The 18,981-nt window shown below is 72.9% G+C and carries 2 protein-coding genes; both read right to left on the bottom strand.

What is annotated here, in order from left to right; genetic code table 11:
- Window positions 1-8: 8 nt before the first annotated feature.
- Complete coding sequence (locus ACIPTO_RS21865; RefSeq protein ID WP_401194688.1) at window positions 9-17,573, bottom strand: type I polyketide synthase; 17,565 nt, start codon at window positions 17,571-17,573, stop codon at window positions 9-11.
- Window positions 17,574-17,649: 76 nt separating this feature from the next.
- The gene (locus ACIPTO_RS21860) at window positions 17,650-18,870 is read right to left on the bottom strand and encodes a cytochrome P450 (RefSeq protein WP_401194685.1); all 1,221 of its coding nucleotides are present in this window, start codon (window positions 18,868-18,870) and stop codon (window positions 17,650-17,652) included.
- Between the last annotated feature and the right edge of the window lie 111 nt (window positions 18,871-18,981).

Here is an 18,981-nt window from a genome sequence, read left to right as displayed (position 1 = left end):
CCCGGTGCCTAGGCGCCGAACCGCTCCTGGATGAAGTCCAGGACCTCCTCCGCCGTCGTCGCGGACTCAAGCCCGGCGGAATCCGAGGCCGGTGGCGGGACGGACTCCTCCGGCCACCCGGCGAGCAGCTTCCGCAGCCGGCCCGCGACCGTCGCCGAGGTGCTCCTGTCGCCCCGGTCGAGGCGAGCCAGCGCGGCTTCGAGGCGGTCGAACTCGGCAGCCAAAGAAGGCACTTGACCGTCGGCCTCCGTGCCATCGGCCGACCCCGACGACGCGGTCGTGTCCGACGCCAGCTCCGCGCCGACGTACGAGGCGAGTGCCTCCGGTGTGGGATGGTCGAAGACCACCCCGACCGGCAGCCGCAGCCCGGTGGCCGTACCGAGCCGGTTGCGGAACTCCACCGCCGTGAGCGAGTCGATGCCCAGATCGCGAAAGAGCCGGGTGGAGGAGAGGACGTCCGGGTCCGAGTGCCCCAGCACGGCGGCAAGCTGACGGAGTACCAGATCCTGCACCAGCGCGGCCCGCTCGGCCGATGTCGCTCCGGCGACCTGCTCACGCCAGTGCGCCACGGAGTCGTCGGTGCCGCCCGTGTCGGCGGCTCCGGCGTCCGTCGCCGCCTCCAACACGCCCCGGTAGCCGTGCTGTCCGAGGAACAGCCGGGTCGGTCGTGCGCCCATCGACCCGGCGTCGAGCCGTTCGAAGTCGATGTCGGCGATCACGATGTGCCCGAGCCCGCCGTCAAGACGCACCGCCCGGTCCAGCGCGCGCACCGCCCGGTCCGAGGCCATCGATTCCATCGCGAACCGGTGCAGCCGGTTCGCGATCACCTCACCGCCCTCCAGGCCGCTGCCGCCCGCCCAGTGCCCCCAGCCGATGGACAGCGCGGGCAGGCCGAGCGCCCGGCGGCGCAGGGCGAGCGCGTCGAGGAACGCGTTGCCCGGCGCGTAGCCGCCCTGTCCGGCGTCGGCGGTGACCCCGGCGAACGAGGAGAACAGGACGAACAGGTCCAGCGGAAGGTCCCGGGTCAGCTCGTCCAGGTTCCTCGCGGCGAGCGCCTTCACCCGTAGCGCACGGTCGAGTTGGGGCACGGTCAGGGAGTCCAGGAGCGCGTCGTCGACCGCAGCCGCCGTGTGCACCACGGCCGTGAGCGGGTACTCCGCCGGGATCTCACCGAGCAGGCGCTCCAAGGCCGCGCGGTCGGCCAGGTCGCAGGCGGCGACGGTGACCTTCGTCCCCGACTCGCCTATTTCGGCGGCCAGTTCGGCGGCACCCGGCGCGTCGGGCCCACGTCGTCCGACGAGGAGGAGGTGGGGCGCGCCCAGGGTGGCCAGATGCCGGGCCACATGTCCGCCGAGCGCGCCGGTTCCGCCGGTCACGAGCACCGTGCCGCTCGGCTTCCAGTCCCCGGCGTCACCGCCGGCCTCGTCCTCGGGCGTCCTGGTGTCGGCGGGCGCCGGCACCAACCGCCTGGTGAGCGTCGCCGACGCGCGCACCGCGACCTCGTCCTCGCCCGTGACGCCGGAGAGGACCGCGACGAGCCGGGTCAACGCCCTCGGATCGAGGCTGAGTTCGCGCCCGCCTGGCAGATCGACGACCCCGCCCCACCGCTCGGGATGCTCCTGCCGGACCGTCGCGCCGAGCCCCCACACCATGGCGTGCTCGGCCGCGTCCACGGCATCGCCCGACTCCGCCGCGACCGCACCCCGGGTCAGCACCCACAGCGGTGCATCGCCCGCGACATCCGTGTCCACGAGGGCCTGCACCACGCCCAGGGTCGCCGCCAGCGCGCGCGGTACGGCCTCGTACCCGGCGTCGGCCCCCTCCATCAGTCCGGTGAGGGACAGCACCCCCACCGGGGCCGGAACCTCGTCCCCGTCACGAAGGGCGAGCAGCGCCTCGGCCACCTCACGCCGGTCGGCACCCGGCGAGAACTCCACCCGGCCGACCTCGGCGCCGTGCGCCCGCAACGCGGCCTCCACAGGGTCGGCCACAGCCTGCGCCGTCGCATCCCCGGGCACGAGCACCAGCCACCGGCCGGAGAGTTCGGGACGCCCGGGGGTCGCTACCCGCTCCCACACCACCCGGTGCCGCCAGCGGTCGAGCGCCGCGTCCTCCCGTGACCGCGTCCGCCAGTCGGCCAGCGCCGGCAGCACGTCACGGAGCGAGGCCAACTGGCCGTTCACCAGCGGTAGTTCGCTCGCCAGAGCGTCGAAGTCGCGGCTCTCGACGGCCTCCCAGAAGCGCCGCTGACCCTCGTCGGCCATGGTGCCCGCACTTTCCGCCGGACGGCTCGCCGGAGTCGCCAAGTACGCCGACTGACGCGGTGAGTCGAGCCAGTACCGCTGATGCTGGAAGGCGTAGGTGGGCAGGTCGACGAAGGCGGCCGGGGTCTCCGCGTACAAGGCGTCCCGCCACGGCAGGTCCACACCGGCGACGTACGCCGCCGCCAGCGAGGCCGCGAAGCGTCGCGCGCCGCCCTCGCCCCGGCGCAGCGTGCCGAGCACGGACGCCGACGTGCCCGCGTCCTCCACGGTCTCCTGGAGCCCGGTCAGCAGCACCGGATGCGGGCTCACCTCGATGAAGACCCGGTGCCCGCGCGTCAGCAACTCCCGTACGGCGGCGTCGAATCGCACCGGCTCCCGCATGTTGCGGTACCAGTAGTCGGCGTCCATCCCGGACCCGTCGCACGCCTCGCCGGTGACCGTCGAGACGATCGGGACCTCACCGGCTCCGGGGGAGACCGGCGCCAGTTCCGCACGAACCCGCTCCTCCACCAGCTCCACCTGCGCCGAGTGGCCGGCGGCGATCGCGCCCTTCACCCGCCGGGCCCGTACACCCGCCTCCTCGGCGTCCGCCAGGAACTCGTCCACGGCGGCGGCCTCGCCCGACACCACCACGGACGTCGGCCCGTTGACCGCGGCGACGCTGAGCCGGCCGCCCCAGCGCCGCAGCCGCTCGGCGACCCACTCCTGCGGCTGCGCGACCGACGCCATGGCGCCGAGCCCGGACAGCTCCTCCTGCATGGTGCGGCTGCGCAGGCAGATGATCCGCGCCGCGTCCGACAGGGACAGCGCGCCCGCGACGCAGGCCGCGGCCACTTCGCCCTGAGAGTGCCCCACCACGGCCGCCGGGGTGATCCCGGCCGCCTGCCAGGTGCGGGCCAACGCCACCATCACCGCGAACAGCAACGGCTGCACCACGTCGAGCCGTTCCATCGACGGCGCACCCGGCCGCTCGTGCAGCACGTCGAGCACGGACCAGTCGACGTACTCACCGAGCGCCGCGTCGCAGTCGGCCAGCGCGTCCCCGAACGCCGTCGAGGAGTCGAGGAGTTCGAGCGCCATTCCGGGCCACTGCGAGCCCTGCCCGGGGAACACCAGCACGGGATCGGCACCCGGCACACCGGCTCCCGTCGTCAGGTCCGGATGCGCTGCCCCTTCGGCCAGGGCGACGAGCGCGGCCAGTGCCTCGTCCCGGTCCTCGGCGACGACGGCCGCCCGATGCTCCAGCTCCGTCACCCGGCTCGCGGCCAATGCCCTCCCGAGAAGAGGGAGTTCGAGGTCCGGGGAGTCAATGAGCAGATCCCGCAGCCGCCCGGCCTGACCCCGCAGACCCGCACCGCTGTGCGCGGACAACGGCAGCACGACCGGTCCCGAATGCTCCGACTCGGCGGATTCCGCCACGGGTTCGGGCTGCTCCAGGATGACGTGCGCGTTCGTGCCGCTGATCCCGAAGGCGGACACGGCCGCACGACGGGGCCGGTCCACGTCCGGCCACGCGCGTGCCCGGTCCAGCAGCGCGACACCACCCGAGGCCCAGTTCACATGCGAGGAAGGGGAGTCGAGATGCAGGGTCCGCGGTAGCACCCCGTGCTCCAGCGCCTGCACCATCTTGATGACCCCGGCGATACCGGCCGCGGCCTGGGTGTGCCCGATGTTCGACTTGATGGATCCGAGCCACAACGGCCGCTCGGCAGGCCGTTCCTGACCGTACGTGGCGAGCAGGGCCTCGGCCTCGATGGGATCGCCGAGCGGCGTCCCGGTCCCGTGGCCCTCCACCGCGTCGACCTCGTCGGGCGCGAGTCCCGCGTCGGCGAGGGCCTGGCGGATCACGCGTTGCTGGGACCGCCCGTTGGGCGCGCTCAGCCCGTTCGAGGCGCCGTCCTGGTTGATCGCGGAGCCGCGGATCACGGCCAGCACCCGGTGCCCGTTGCGCCGCGCGTCGGACAACCGCTCCACCACGAGGGTGCCGATGCCCTCGGAGAACGCCGAACCGTCCGCGTCGTCCGAGTAGGAACGGCACCGCCCCGTCCGCCCGAGCACCTGCTGCCGGCTGAACTCGACGAAGCCGCCCGGCGTCGACATCACCGTCGCGCCACCCGCCAGGGCGAGATCGCACTCGCCCGAACGCAGCGCCCGCACCGCCAGATGCAGCGCCACCAGCCCCGCCGAGCACGCCGTGTCCAGCGTCAGCGTGGGCCCCTCCAGCCCGTACACATAGGCGACCCGGCCGGACAGGACACTCGCCGTGTGCCCGAGCAGCAGATGGTTGGCGACACCCTCGGGCGCCTCGGTCACCCCACCCGCGTAGTCCTGCTCACCCGCGCCGACGAACACGCCCGTACTGCTCCCGCGCAACGACGTCGGCGGGATACCGGCCCGCTCGAACGCCTCCCACGACGTCTCCAGCAGCAGTCGCTGATGCGGGTCCATCGCGAGCGCCTCACGCGGCGAGATCCCGAACAGGCCCGCGTCGAACCCCGCGATGTCGTCGAGGAAACCGCCCTCGCGGGAGTACGACGTCCCGGTCGCGGTCGGGTCCGGGTCGTACAGCGCGGCCAGGTCCCAGCCCCGGTCCTCGGGGAAGTCGGACACGGCGTCCCGCTCATCGGTGACCAGCCGCCACAGGTCCTCCGGGGCGGTCGTGCCGCCGGGATAACGGCAGGCCATCCCGATGATCGCCACCGGATCGTCCGTCGCGGGCCGCACGGCCGCCACCGGAGCGGCAGCGGACGCGGCGCCGACCAGGCGGTCGCGGACGTACCGCGCCAGATCCCGGGGCGTCGGACGGTCGAAGACCACGGTGGTCGGCAGCGCCAGTCCGGTCGCCGCGGTGAGCCGGTTGCGGACCTCGACCGCCGTCATCGAGTCCAGGCCCAGTGTCTTGAACGTCTGCCCGACGTCCAGTGCCTCTGCCGAGGCGTGCCCGAGCGCCGCCGCGACCACGTCGCGCACCAGGCCGAGCACCGTCCGTTCCTGCTCGGCCCGGGGCAACCCGCCGACCCGCCGCGCGTACGCACCGCCGGCCTCGTCCGTCACCGCGTCCGGGGCCGCGCCTCCGACCGACCGTGCCGCCTCCGGCAGCAGCTCGAACAAGGGGCCGGGCCGCACAGCCGCGAACCCCGCCAACAGGCGTTCCCAGTCCGCGTCGACGACGATCCGGCACGTCTCGTCCCGGTCCAGCACGTCCCGCAGCGCGGCGAGAGCGTCCTCCGGCGCCAACGGGACCAGCCCGCCGCGCCGCAGCGCGGCACTCAACTCGCCGTCGGCCGCCATGCCTTCGCCCGCCCACGGCCCCCAGGCGATCGACGTCCCGACCAGCCCGTCCGCACGCCGACGCAGGGCCAGCGCGTCGAGGACGGCGTTCGCGGCGGCGTAGGCACCCTGCCCAGTACCGCCCCACACCCCGGCGATCGACGAGAACAGCACGAACGCGTCGAGGCCGAGCCCCAACTCCCGGGTCAGCTCGTCCAGATGACGCGCGCCGTCGGCCTTGGCGGACAGCACCGTCGCCCAGTCCGCCGCCGACAACCCCGTGACGTGGCCCGCCTCGAACACGCCGGCCGCATGGAACACCGCACGGGGACGGTGACGCAGCAGCACCTCGGCCACAGCGCTCCGGTCGGCCGTGTCGCACGCCTCGACGGACACCCGCGCACCACGCTCACGCAGCCGATCCGCCAACTCGGCCGCTCCTGGCGCATGTTCACCCCGACGGCTCGTCAGTACGACGTGCTCGGCGCCCCCGTCCACGAGCCACCCGGCGACCCGCGCGCCGAGCGCACCGGTCCCGCCGGTGACGAGCACCGTGCCGGTGGGCCGCCACGGGCGTTCGGGCGCCAGGTCGGTGGACAGGGGTATCACGCGCCGCCCGAGCACCCGGCCGGCGCGGACCGCGACCTGGTCCTCGCGGCCGGCGCCCGGCCCGGAACCGTCCGAGGCCAGCACGGCGCACAGGGCGTCCAGATCGCCGTCGTCGTGGACACCGGGGAGATCCACCAACCCGCCCCACCGGTCCGGCAGTTCGAGGGAGATCACCTGCCCGAGACCCCATACGGCCGCCTGTCGCGGATCGAGGACCGGGTCCACCGCACCCTGGGTCACGAACCAGAGCTTCGGCCCCGTCGCAGCCGCCCGCGCCACCTCGACGGCGAACAGCCCAGGGTCCTCCGCGAGCGCGACGGGCGCCGCGATCCCGGCCAACTCAGTGCAGTCTGCGCCGAGTTCGCCTATGGCGACGTCCGCTCCGGCCCGTTCCAACGCGGCGGCCAGCGCGGTCACCCGCGCGTCGGCGCGGTCCGCGTCGGAGGGCACGGCGACGAGCCAGCGCCCGTCGAGCCGGGCCGTGGCGCCACCAACCGCCACGGGCACCCAGCCCACCTGACGATCGGACCGCCCCCGGCGTGCCGTCCGCTCGGGCGCCTGGAGCCAGAAGCGGCTGTGCTGGAAGGGGTAGGTGGGCAGGCCGACCGTGCGGGCACCGGTTCCCGCGAAGGCGGGCGTCCAGCCGACGTGCAGGCCCGACAGGTGGAGAGCCGCCATGGCCTCGGTGAACGTCGCCGCTTCCGGCCGGTCGCGGCGCAAGGCCGAGACGATCACCGGCTGCGCGTCGTCCGGGAGACTGTCGCGGACCGCGGCGGTGAGGGTGCCGGCCGGGCCGAGTTCGAGGTAGGCGGTCGCGGCCTCGGCGTGCAGGGTGGTGACGCCGTCGGCGAACCGGACGGCCTCGCGCACATGGCGCACCCAGTACGCCGGGGAGCACAGGTCCGCCGGGTCGGCCACGGCGCCGGTTACGTTGGAGACCACCGGCAGGGTCGGCGGGTGGAAGGGGACACCCGCCAGGACCTCGGCGAAGGCCTCCAGCATCGTGTCCATGTGCGCGGAGTGGAAGGCGTGGCTGACCCGCAGCCGCCGCACGCGCCGCCCGTCCGCCTCGTACCGCAGCGTCACCTCCTCGACGGCGTCCCGGTCGCCCGAGATCACCACGGAGGACGGTCCGTTGACCGCGGCGACGCCGAGCCGGTCGCCGTACGGGGCGAGCACGGACCGGAGTTCGTCGGGGGTGACCGCGAGAGCGGCCATGGCACCGTCCGCCTCGACGGCCTGCATCAGTGTGCCGCGCGCGGCCACGAGGGCGCAGGCGTCGGGCAGCGTCCACACTCCGGCGACGTGCGCCGCCGCGAACTCGCCGATGGAGTGGCCGATCAGCAGGCCGGGCGTCACGCCCCAGTGCTCCACGAGCCGGTACAGGGCGACCTCGATCGCGAACAGGGCGGCCTGCGCGTACCCGGTCCGGTTGAGCAGTTCGGCCGACTCGCCGAACACGACGTCCTGGAGCGGAAGGTGGAGGTGCGGTGCGAAGCGGTCGCAGATCTCGTCGAAGGCCGCCGCGAACACGGGCTGCGTGGCGTGCAGCGCGCGGCCCATGCCGAGCCGCTGGCTGCCCTGCCCGCTGAAGACGACGGCCAGCCGCCCGCCCGGCTCCGCCCGCCCGGTCAGCACCCCGGCCGCCGCCCGTCCCTCGGCCAACGCCCGCAGCCGGGCGACCGCCTCCGCGCGCCCCTCGGCGACCACGGCCGCCCGCCTGGGCAGTTGGGCCCGGCCGTCGGCCAACGACCGGCCGACATCAACCAACCGCACCTCGGAATCGGCCGAGTCGTCCAGGGTGTCCGCGATCCGAGCCGCCTGGGCACGCAGCGCGTCCTCGCCTGCGGCCGACAACAGCACGGGCACGACCGCCGGTTCGGGCCCGCGCTCGATCGGCTCGTCCCCGCTCGGGGCCTGCTCCAGGATGACGTGGGCGTTGGTCCCGCTGATCCCGAAGGACGACACAGCGGCCCGCCGCACTCGCTCCGGGGACGGCCACTCGCGAGCCCGATCCAGCAGCTCCACCCCGCCGGAGACCCAGTCCACGTGGGACGAGGGCGTCGCGGAGTGAAGGCTGCGCGGCAGCACCCCCGCACGCATCGCCATGATCATCTTGATGAGGCCCGCGACACCGGCGGCAGCCTGCGTGTGCCCGATGTTCGACTTGACGGACCCGAGCCACAACGGCCGCTCCACGGACCGCTGTTGACCGTACGTGGCGAGCAGGGCCTGCGCCTCGATGGGATCCCCCAGCGCGGTCCCGGTCCCGTGCCCTTCCACGGCGTCGACGTCGTCCGGCGTGAGCCCCGCGTCGGCGAGCGCCTGGCGGATCACGCGCTGCTGGGCCTGGCCGCTGGGCGCGGTGAGTCCGTTCGAGGCGCCGTCCTGGTTGACGGCGGTGCCCCGGACCACGGCGAGCACCTGGTGCCCGTTGCGCCGCGCGTCCGACAGCCGCTCCACCAGCAGCATGCCCACACCCTCGGACCAGCCGGTGCCGTCGGCCCCCTCGGCGAACGACTTGCAACGGCCGTCGACCGCCAGCCCGCCCTGCCGCGAGAACTCCACGAACGTGTCCGGCGCCACCATCACCGTCACCCCGCCCGCCAGAGCGAGATCGGACTCGCCCCGGCGCAGCGACTGCGCGGCGAGGTGCAGCGCCACCAGCGAGGACGAGCACGCGGTGTCGACCGTGAGCGCGGGCCCCTCCAGCCCCAGCGCGTAGGCGATCCGCCCCGAGGCCACACTGCCCGCGCCACCCGTCAGCAGATACCCCTCGACGCCCTCCGGTACCTGCGCGAGCCCCGTGCCGTAGTCGTGGTACATCAGCCCGGCGAACACCCCGGTCCGGGAACCGTGCACCGCCTCGGCCGGGATTCCGGCGTTCTCCAGCGCCTCCCACGACACTTCGAGGAGCAGCCGCTGCTGCGGGTCCATGGCGAGTGCCTCGCGCGGCGAGATCCCGAACAGCGTCGGATCGAAGCCGGCCGCGTCCGCCAGGAAGCCGCCGCTGCGGGTGGCGCTGGTTCCGCCCGCGCCGGTGCCGGACGCGAACAACGCGTCCAGATCCCAGCCCCGGTCGGTCGGGAACCCGCCGATCGCCTCACGCTCGTCCAGCACCAACTGCCAAAGATCCAGCGGCCCTTCGACCCCACCGGGATACCGGCAGGCCATGCCGATCACGGCGATGGGCTCGTCCACCGGGGCCCGCTCCACCACGACCGGCTCGGGCGCGGACAGCGCACCCGTCAGCCGCTCGTGCAGCAACCGGGCCAGCGCCTGCGGGGTGGGGTGGTCGAAGACGACGGTGGACGGCAGCGTGAGCCCGGTGACCGAGGCCAGCCGGTTCCGCACCTCCACCGCCATCAGGGAGTCCACGCCCAACTCCCGGAACTCGGCGGCGACATCGAGCCTCGCGCCCTGCGTGTGCCCGAGCACCAGCGCGGTCTCGTCCCGGACCACGCCGACCAGCAACCGCTCCCGCTCGTCCCGGGACAACCCGGCGAGCCGCTCCTCGAACACCGACGGCGAACCACCGCCCGGCTCCACGGCCCGCGCGGCCGACCTGCGTCCGACACGCGGCGCGAGCGGCGACAACAGCGGCGGCACCGGTCGCCCGGCGCGCGTCAGCGCTCCGACGTCGACACGGGCCGGCACCAGCGCCGAGACCTCCGCCGGCGCGGCCAGAGCGGCGTCCAGCAACGCCAGTCCCTCCTGCGCGGACAACGGCAACAACCCGTTGCGCCGCATCCGCGCGAGATCCCGACCGCCCAACTCTCCCGTCATCCCCGTCGGTTGGTCCCACAGCCCCCACGCGAGCGACAGCGCGGGCAGCCCGAGACCGGTGCGGACGGCGGCCAGCGCGTCGAGACAGGCGTTCGCCGCCGCGTAGTTGGCCTGCCCCGGGTTCCCGAGCACCCCGGCGACCGAGGAGAACATCACGAACGCCGACAGGTCGAGCGACGCGGTCAACTCATGCAGATACAGGGCGGCTTCGGCTTTCGGCCGCAACACCGCCGCCACGGCCCGCTCGGTCAGCCCCTCGACCGTGCCGTCCTCCAGCACCCCGGCCGCGTGCACGACGGCACCCAGCGGATGCCCCGAAGCCTGCACATCGGCGATGACTCCGGCCAACGCCTCACGATCACCGACATCACAGGCCCGTACGTCGACGACGGCGCCCTCGGCGGCCAACTCCGCGACGAGGTCGGCCACGTGGGCCGATCCCGGCCCCGACCGGCTGAGCAACAGGACGTGCCGAACTCCGTGCGAGACGACGAGATGACGGGCCACGAGGGTGCCCAGGGCCCCGGTGCCACCGGTGATCAACACCGTACGATCCGGGTCGAAGCCGTCGGACGCGCCGCTCTCCTGGCGGTACCTGTCGAGCCGCGGCACGAACAACACGCCCTCTCGCACGGCGAGTTGCGGCTCACCGGCCGCCAGCAGGAGCCCCGGCGACAGGCCTGCCGCCGCCGACTCCGCGCCGTCCGGCACATCGACCAGGACGAACCTGCCGGGATGCTCGCTCTGCGCCGAACGCACCAACCCCCACACCGCCGCGTCCGCCGGTGCGGTCACCCGGTCCTCCGGCCGCGCCGAGACGGCCCCGGACGTGCGCACCACAAGGACGCAGTTCCGCAGCGCGGGCTCGGCCACGAAGCGCCGCACGACGTCGAGGGCGCGCAGCGTCACGTCCCTTGGCTGATGGAGGTCGGCCGAGGTGGCGTCGAAGAGTACGGCGGACGGCTCGTCGGCGGGCACGGCCGCGAGAACGGCGTCGATCTCCACGGCCTGGGAGATGACGGCCGTCCAGTGGTCCGGGTGGGCGGCGGTGCCCTGCGTTCCGCTCGCGGGCGTCAACTGCTCCCAGCGGAGTGTGAGAAGGGCATCGCGGTGCGCGTCGAGCGAGGCCGCGCGCAGCTGCTCGGGGGCGATGGGCAGCAGGGCGAGCGAGTCGACGGAGACGATCGGTGCGCCGGTGGCGTCCGTCGCCGTCAGCGTCACGGCGTCCGCGCCCGTACGACGCAGCCGGACCCGCAGCGTGCTCGCGCCGGCCGCGTGCATACGCACGCCGGACCAGGCGAACGGCAGGCGTATGCCGGGAGTCGCGGGGAGCAGGCCCGTCGCCGCGACGGCGTGCAGGGCGGCATCGAGCAGTGCCGGGTGCAGGACGAACGCACCGGCCCCCTCGACGAGTTCACCGGGAAGGTCGGCCTCGGCGAGGACCTCATCGCCGTCACGCCAGAGGGCTCGTACGCCCTGGAAGGCGGGCCCGTAGTCGTAGCCCTGGGCTGCCAGTTCGTCGTAGAGACCGGCCATGGGGGTCTGTTGCGCGCCGGTGGGCGGCCACTCGGCCAACTCCGCCTCGTATGAGCCCGGTTGTCCGTCACGGGTGGTGAGGACGCCCTCGGCGTGCAAGGTCCATGCCGTGTCGGGCGTGGCGTGTGAGTGGATGGTGAGCCTGCGGCGGCCCGTGTCGCCCGGTTCCTCCACCGTCACCTGGACGGTCACGGGTCCGGAGAGCGCGAGAGGAGCCCGAAGGGTGAGGTCTTCCACCGTGTCGCACCCGACCTCGTCACCGGCGCGTACCGCCATCTCGACGAAGGCCGTACCCGGCAGCAGGACCGTGCCCGCGACGGCGTGATCCGTCACCCACTCCGGCGTGGAGCGGTCCAGGCCGCCGGTCAGGACGACACCGCCGTCCGCCAGCCCGACGGACGTGCTCAGCAAGGGGTGTTCACGAACCTCGACGCCCGGCCGCGCCGCGGCGTCCGACGCGGAACGGTCCAGCCAGTAGCGCTGGTGCTGGAAGGGATAGGTGGGGAGAGGGATGTGGCTTTGCGGGGCGGGGAGTTGGGTGGTCCAGGTGGGGGTGGTGCCGGTGATGTGGGCCTGGGCCAGGGCGGCGGCGAACCGCGGGGGTGTGTTGCGGCGGAGCGTGTGCAGGGCGTTGACCGCGGAGTCGGTTGCTTCCGCCGTCTCTTCGATGGCCGGAGTGAGGACGGGGTGCGGGCTCGCCTCGATGGTGGTGCGGTGGCCGGTGGTGAGGAGGTGGGTGAGGGCTTGGTGGAAGCGGACCGGTTGGCGGAGGTTGAAGTACCAGTAGTCGGCGTCGAGTTCGGGGCCCTGGACCGGTTCACCGGTGACAGTGGAGACCATCGGGATGACGGCGGGCCGCGGGGTGATCCCGGTGAGCGCGGGGGTGATGTGGTCGCGGTGCGCGTCGACTTGGGGTGAGTGGGAGGCGTAGTCGACGTTGACGCGGCGGACGCGTACACCCAGGGGTTCCCATGCGGCGGTGAGTTCGTCCAGTGCTTCGGGTGTGCCGCTGACGACGGTCGTGGTGGGGGAGTTGTGGGCGGCGAGTGTGATCTGGTCGCCCGCGTGCTCCTCGACCCATTCGGCGCTCCTGCTGACGGTGGCCATGCCGCCGTGGCCGGAGAGGTGGCGCATGGCGGTGGAGCGGACCGTGACGATACGGGCCGCGTCGTCGAGGCTGAGAATGCCGGCGATGTGCGCGGCGGCTACTTCGCCCTGGGAGTGGCCGATGACGGCGGCGGGTTGCACACCGGCCGACATCCAGAGCCGGGCCAGGCTGGTCATCACCGCGAAGAGCGCGGGCTGGACCATGTCGACGCGGTCCATCCAGGAATCGTCGTCACCCGTGAGGACGGCGATGAGGGACCAGCCGGTGAGCGGGTCGAGAGCGGTGGCGCAGGCGTCGAGCGCTTCGCGGAACGCGGGGCTGCTGCCGTAGAGGCCGCCGGCCATGCCTGCCCATTGGGAGCCCTGACCGGGGAACACGAACACCGGACCGCGTCCGCTGTTCGTCACCGGTCCTGAACTGGCCATCACGTGCGGGAGGCCGGTGCCCTCGGCCAAGGCGCGAAGTCCGTCGAGCGCGCCGTCCCGGTCGTCCGCGACGACGACCGCCCGGTGCGGCAGCGACGCGCGGGTGGTCACCAAGGCGTGGGCGACATCGAGGAGCCGAAGGTCGTCCTCGGTCTCCAGCCACTCGGCCAACCGCGCACCGGTCGCCGCCAGTGCCTCCGCGCTTCCGGCCGACACGACCAGCGGGACCGTGCCGGAAGGCGGCACCAGATCCTCGTGCGCGGCGGGCTGCTCGACCTGGGCGGCCTGTTCGGCTTGTTCGGCCTGTTCAAGGATGACGTGGGCGTTCGTGCCGCTGATGCCGAACGCGGAGACGGCGGCACGGCGGACGCGGTCCGTCTCCGGCCACTCCCTTGTCTCGCCCAGGAGTTGGACCGTTCCGGAGGACCAGTCCACGTGGGAGGTCGCCTCGGTGACGTGCAGCGTGCGGGGCAGGACGCCGTGCCGCAGCGCGAGGACCGTCTTCATGACACCGGCGATGCCTGCGGCGGCCTGGGTGTGACCGATGTTGGACTTGATCGAGCCGAGCCACAATGGGTGGTCGGTCGGGCGTTGTTGGCCGTAGGTGGCGAGGAGTGCTTGTGCTTCGATGGGGTCGCCGAGGCGGGTTCCGGTGCCGTGTGCTTCGACGGTGTCGACGTCGGTGGGGGTGAGTCCGGCGTTCTGCAGGGCTTGTTGGATCAGGCGGGTTTGGCTGCGGCCGTTGGGTGCGGTGAGGCCGTTGGAGGCGCCGTCCTGGTTGATGGCGGAGCCTCGGACGACGGCGAGGACGGGGTGGCCGTGGCGGCGGGCGTCGGAGAGTCGCTCGACCAGGAGCGTTCCGACACCCTCGGACCAACCGGTGCCGTCCGCCGACTCGTCGAAGGCCTTGCAGCGGCCGTCCGGTGACAGACCACCCTGCCGGGAGAACTCCAGGAACATGCCCGGCGTCGACATCACCGTCGCGCCACCCGCCACGGCGAGGTCGCACTCGCCGTTTCGCAGCGACTGCATGGCCAGATGCAGGGCGACGAGCGAGGACGAGCAGGCGGTGTCGATCGTCAGCGCCGGTCCCTCCAGGCCGAAGACGTACGCCAGCCGCCCGGACGCCACGCTCGCCGCGTGCCCGGTGAGCAGGAACCCCTCGCTCCCCTGGGCCTGTTGCGGCGCCGTGTAGGTCGCGTAGTCCTGCTCGTTGGTCCCGACGAACACACCCGTACGGCTGCCGCGCAGCGAGCCGGGGTCGATGCCCGCCCGTTCGAAGGCCTCCCACGACGTCTCCAGCAGCAGCCGCTGATGCGGATCCATCGCGAGCGCCTCGCGGGGCGCGATGCCGAACAGCGAGGCGTCGAAACCGGCCACGTCGTCCAGGAACCCGCCCCGGCGCACATACGAGGTACCGGGGTGCGCCGGATCGGGGTCGTACAACTCCTCGACGTTCCAGCCGCGGTCCTCGGGGAAGTCCGCGATGGCGTCCCGTTCCTCGACCAGCAGACGCCACAGGTCGTCCGGCGTCCGGACGCCACCGGGGAAGCGGCACGCCATGCCGACGATCACGATCGGATCGTCGTCCTCGCTCCTCGCCCTGCCGGCGACTGCGGCGGTCTCCTCCGGGACACCGGCCAACTCGTCGCGCAGGAAGACGGCCAGCTCGGCCGGACTCGGGTGGTTGTAGGTCGAGTTGACCGGCACCCGGAGGCCGAGCAGCGCCGAGAGCCGCTTGCACAGCTCGACACCGGCGAACGAGTCGAAGCCCAGTTCCCTGAACGGCAGATGCTCCGGCACATCGGCGGCGGAGGCATGGCCCAGGACTCGGGCGCATTCGCTCCGTACGACGTCCAGGAGTGTCGACAGGTCCGGCGTCGGAGCAGCCGCCGTGTCGTGGTCGTCCTCGGGCTCCGGTGTCGCGACCGCGGGACCCGCCTGGGCGGTCACCTGCGGCCAGTAGCTCTGGCGTTGGAAGGCGTAGGTGGGGAGCGAGACCGTGCGGCCCGCGGTTGCCCAGGTGGGGGCGGTCCCCGTGGTGTACGCGTGGGCGAGGACCGTGGCGAAGTGCGTGGCGGTGTTGCGGCGGAGCGTGTGAAGTGCGTTGACGGGTGCGCCTGTTGCCTCCGCCGTCTCCTCGATGGCCGGGGTGAGGACCGGGTGCGGGCTCGCCTCGATGGTGGTGTCGTGGCCCGCTCCGATGAGGTGGGTGAGGGCTTGGTGGAAGCGGACCGGCTGACGGAGGTTGAAGTACCAGTAGTCGGCGTCGAGTTCGGGGCCCTGGACCGGCTCACCTGTGACGGTGGAGATCATGGGGCGGGTCGCCGGTTGGGGGTGGATGCCGGCGAGTTCCGTGGTGATGCGGTCGTGGTGGGCGTCGACCTGTGGTGAGTGGGAGGCGTAGTCGACGTTGACGCGGCGGACGCGGACGCCCAACGGCTCGCATGTGGCGGCGAGTTGGTCCAGTGCTTCTGGTGTGCCGCTGACGACCGTGGTGGTGGGGGAGTTGTGGGCGGCGACCGTGATCTGGTCTCCCGCGTGTTCCTCTACCCATTCGGCGCTCCTGCTGATGGTGGCCATGCCGCCGTGGCCGGAGAGGTGGCGCATGGCGGTGGAGCGGACGGTGACGATGTGTGCGGCGTCGTCGAGGCTGAGGATGCCTGCGATGTGTGCGGCGGCGATTTCGCCTTGTGAGTGGCCGATGACGGCGGTGGGTTGGATGCCGTGGGACATCCAGAGGCGGGCGAGGCTGGTCATCATGGCGAAGAGGGCGGGTTGGACCATGTCCACCCGTTGCAGCCAGGTCTCGTCGTCTCCGGTGAGGGTGTGGATGAGGGACCAGCCGGTGAGCGGGTCGAGGGCGGTCGCGCAGGCGTCGAGGGCTTCGCGGAAGGCGGGGCTGTCGGCGTAGAGACTGTGGGCCATGTGCGCCCATTGGGAGCCCTGGCCGGGGAACACGAACACCGGACCGCGTCGCGCCGGAGTGACCGGTCCGGCGCTGGTGACGACGTGCGGTGCGGAGTGACCCTCGGCCAGTGAGCGCAGCCCGTTCAGTGCGTCGGCCCGGTCCTCGGAGACCACGACCGCTCGGAACGGCAGCATTGCGCGGGTGGTGGCCAACGTGTGTGCCACGTCGCTGAGTTGGAGGTTCGGGTCCGCTTCCAGGTGGTCGGCGAGGCGTGCGCCGTAGGCGGCCAGTGCTTCGGCGCTGCCCGCCGACACGGTCAGCGGGACCACTCCGGCGGGCTGTGCTGTCGTACCGCCGTCCGCTGTGCGCGGGGCCTCGCCCAGGACGAGGTGGGCGTTCGTTCCGCCGACTCCGAACGAGGAGACGCCGGCCAGCAACGGCCGGTCGTTCCGGGGCCATTGGCCGGTCTCGGTCTGGACCCGGAGGCGCAGGCGGTCGAGCGGGATGGCGGGGTTGGGGGTCTCGAAGTTGAGGCTGGCGGGGAGTTGGCGGTGGTGGAGGGAGAGGGCGGCCTTGACGAGGCCCACGATGCCGGCCGCGCCCTCCAGGTGGCCCACGTTCGTCTTGGCCGAGCCGACCGCCAGGGGGACCGGCCTCGCGGACCCGGTGCCGAAGGCGGCGCCCAGTGCCTGGGCTTCGATCGGATCGCCGACCGGCGTTCCCGTGCCGTGCAGTTCGACGTACTGCACCTCGTCGGGGTGGACGCCCGCCGCGCCGAGCGCCGTGGTGATCACCTCGCGCTGGGCGTCCGCGTTCGGGACCGCCAGGGCCTCGCCCGCGCCGTCGTGGTTGACGGCGGAGCCGCGGATGACGCAATAGACGCGGTCGCCGTCGGCCAGTGCGCGGGAGAGGGGTTTGAGGACGACGAGGGCGCCGCCCTCGCCGCGGACGAAACCGTTCGCGCGGGAGTCGAAGGTGAAGCAGCGGGCGTCGACGGAGAGGCCGCCGAAGCGCTCTACGGCGAGGGTGCTCTCCAGGGCGAGGTTCAGGTGGACGCCGCCCGCGAGCACGAGACGCGACTCGCCCCTGCGCAGGCTGTCGACGGCCAGGTGGACTGCGACCAGGGAAGAGGACTGGCCGCAGTCCACCGTCATGCTCGGCCCCCGCAGCCCCAGCGAGTAGGAGAGCCGGTTGGCGATGACGCCTCGCTGGATGCCGGTGAACATGTGCCGGGTGATGCCTTGTGGGCCGTTCCGGCGCAGCAGGGTGGCGTAGTCGTCGGAGATCGCACCGACATAGACGCCTGCGGGGGTGCCTCCGACGGAGTCGGGGGCGATACCGGCGTCCTCCAGCGCTTCCCAGCCCAGTTCGAGGGCCAGTCGCTGCTGGGGGTCCATGGCCAGTGCCTCGCGAGGAGAGACACCGAAGAAGGCGGCGTCGAAGCCGTCGACACGGTCGAGGTAACCCCCGGGGCGTTCCGTGTCGTGCGGCGCCGGGTGCCGGTCCGCGGGAGGGGCGCCGATCGCGTCCCGGCCCTCGCGCAGCAGGTGCCAGAAGGAGGAGGGGTCCGGTGCGCCCGGCAGCCGGCAGGCCATGCCGACCACCGCGACCGGCTCGTCGCCGTCCCTGTCCGTCGTCGGGTCCGTCACCGTCACCTCTGCCATCGCGGACATCCCTCCCCTTCGCGGATTGCGTACGCCGGCCACCGCACCGCCCTGGCGTGTGCGGGTCTCGGTGCGGTCAGGCGGCGCCGTGCGGCCGTACCGGCAGCCGGTCCAGGCCGTGGGTGACGGTGCTCAGCCGCCACTTGAGCTCGGCGGGGTCGACCGCGAGGGTCAGCTCGGGGAAGCGGTCGAGGAGTTGGCCGAGGGCGATCTCGGCCTCCAGGCGGGCCAGCGGGGCGCCCATGCAGTAGTGGATGCCGTGGCCGAAGGTCATCTGGCCGCCGATCGGCCGGGTGATGTCGAGGAGTTCGGGGTTGTCGAACCGGTCCGGGTCGCGGTTCGCCGCCATCAGCGACACCATCACCACCTCGCCGACCGGGATGGTCACGTCCCCGAGCGTCACCGGCTCCACGGTGAACCGGAACGTGGCGAGGTTGACCGGCCCGTCGAAGCGCAGGAACTCCTCGACGGCCTGCGGCAGCAGGGCACGGTCGGCGCGCAGGGCGGCGAGCTGCTCGGGGTGGGTGAGCAGGGCGAGGACACCGTTGCCGATGAGGTTGACGGCGGTCTCGGTGCCGGCGGAGAACATCAGGTAGATGGTGGCGAGCAGTTCGCCCTCGCTCAGCTTGTCGTCCTCGTCGCGGGCCGCGATGAGCGCGCTCAGCAGGTCGTCGCCCGGGTTGTCACGCTTGACCTGGATCAGTTTCACCAGGTACTCGCGCATCGCCGAAGTGGCCTCCTCGTACCCTTCCGGGGCGAGGTCGGCGAGCACGACGCTGGCGTAGCGGCCGAAGGCGAGCCGTTCGGCCTCCGGTACGCCGAGGAGGGTGCAGAGGAGTTCCATCGGGACGGGGAAGGCGAGCGCCTCCAGGAGGTCGATCTCGTCGTGCTTCTCCATCTCGTCGAGCAGGCTCGACGTCAGCTCCTCCAGCATGGTGCGCATGCCCTCGACGCGGCGCGGGGTGAAGGCCTTGTTCACCAGCCTGCGCATCCGGGTGTGGTCCGGCGGGTCGCTGGCGAGCATGTGGCCGACGAGGGCCTCGTCGTACTGCTTGGGGGCCATGCCCTCCTTGGTGTGACGGGCCATCAGTTCGTTGAGTCCCTTGAAGGACTTGCTCAGCTTGGTCTCGCTCAGCGCCTGCCTGACCTCTTCGTAGCGGGTCACGATCCAGACCAGTGAGCCGTTCGGCAGCATCACCTTCACCGCGGGTCCGGCCTCGCGGAGCCGCTTCAGCACCTCGTGGGGCGTCTGGACGAAGTTGAGGTCCAGTTCCTCGGTCACCTGTGTCTCCTGCACGACTGCGCCCTCCTGGCCACTGGGTTCGCTGCTCCGGGGAGCATGGGCCCAGCCCCTTGCCACGGGCTCGCGCGACGGCTTGCGGTCCACTGGCGGGAGACCTTGCGGTCG

Source organism: Streptomyces sp. NPDC090083 (genome assembly GCF_044747445.1).
In the GTDB taxonomy this organism is placed as follows: Bacteria; Actinomycetota; Actinomycetes; order Streptomycetales; family Streptomycetaceae; genus Streptomyces.
This window is presented reverse-complemented; position numbering and strand designations above follow the sequence as displayed.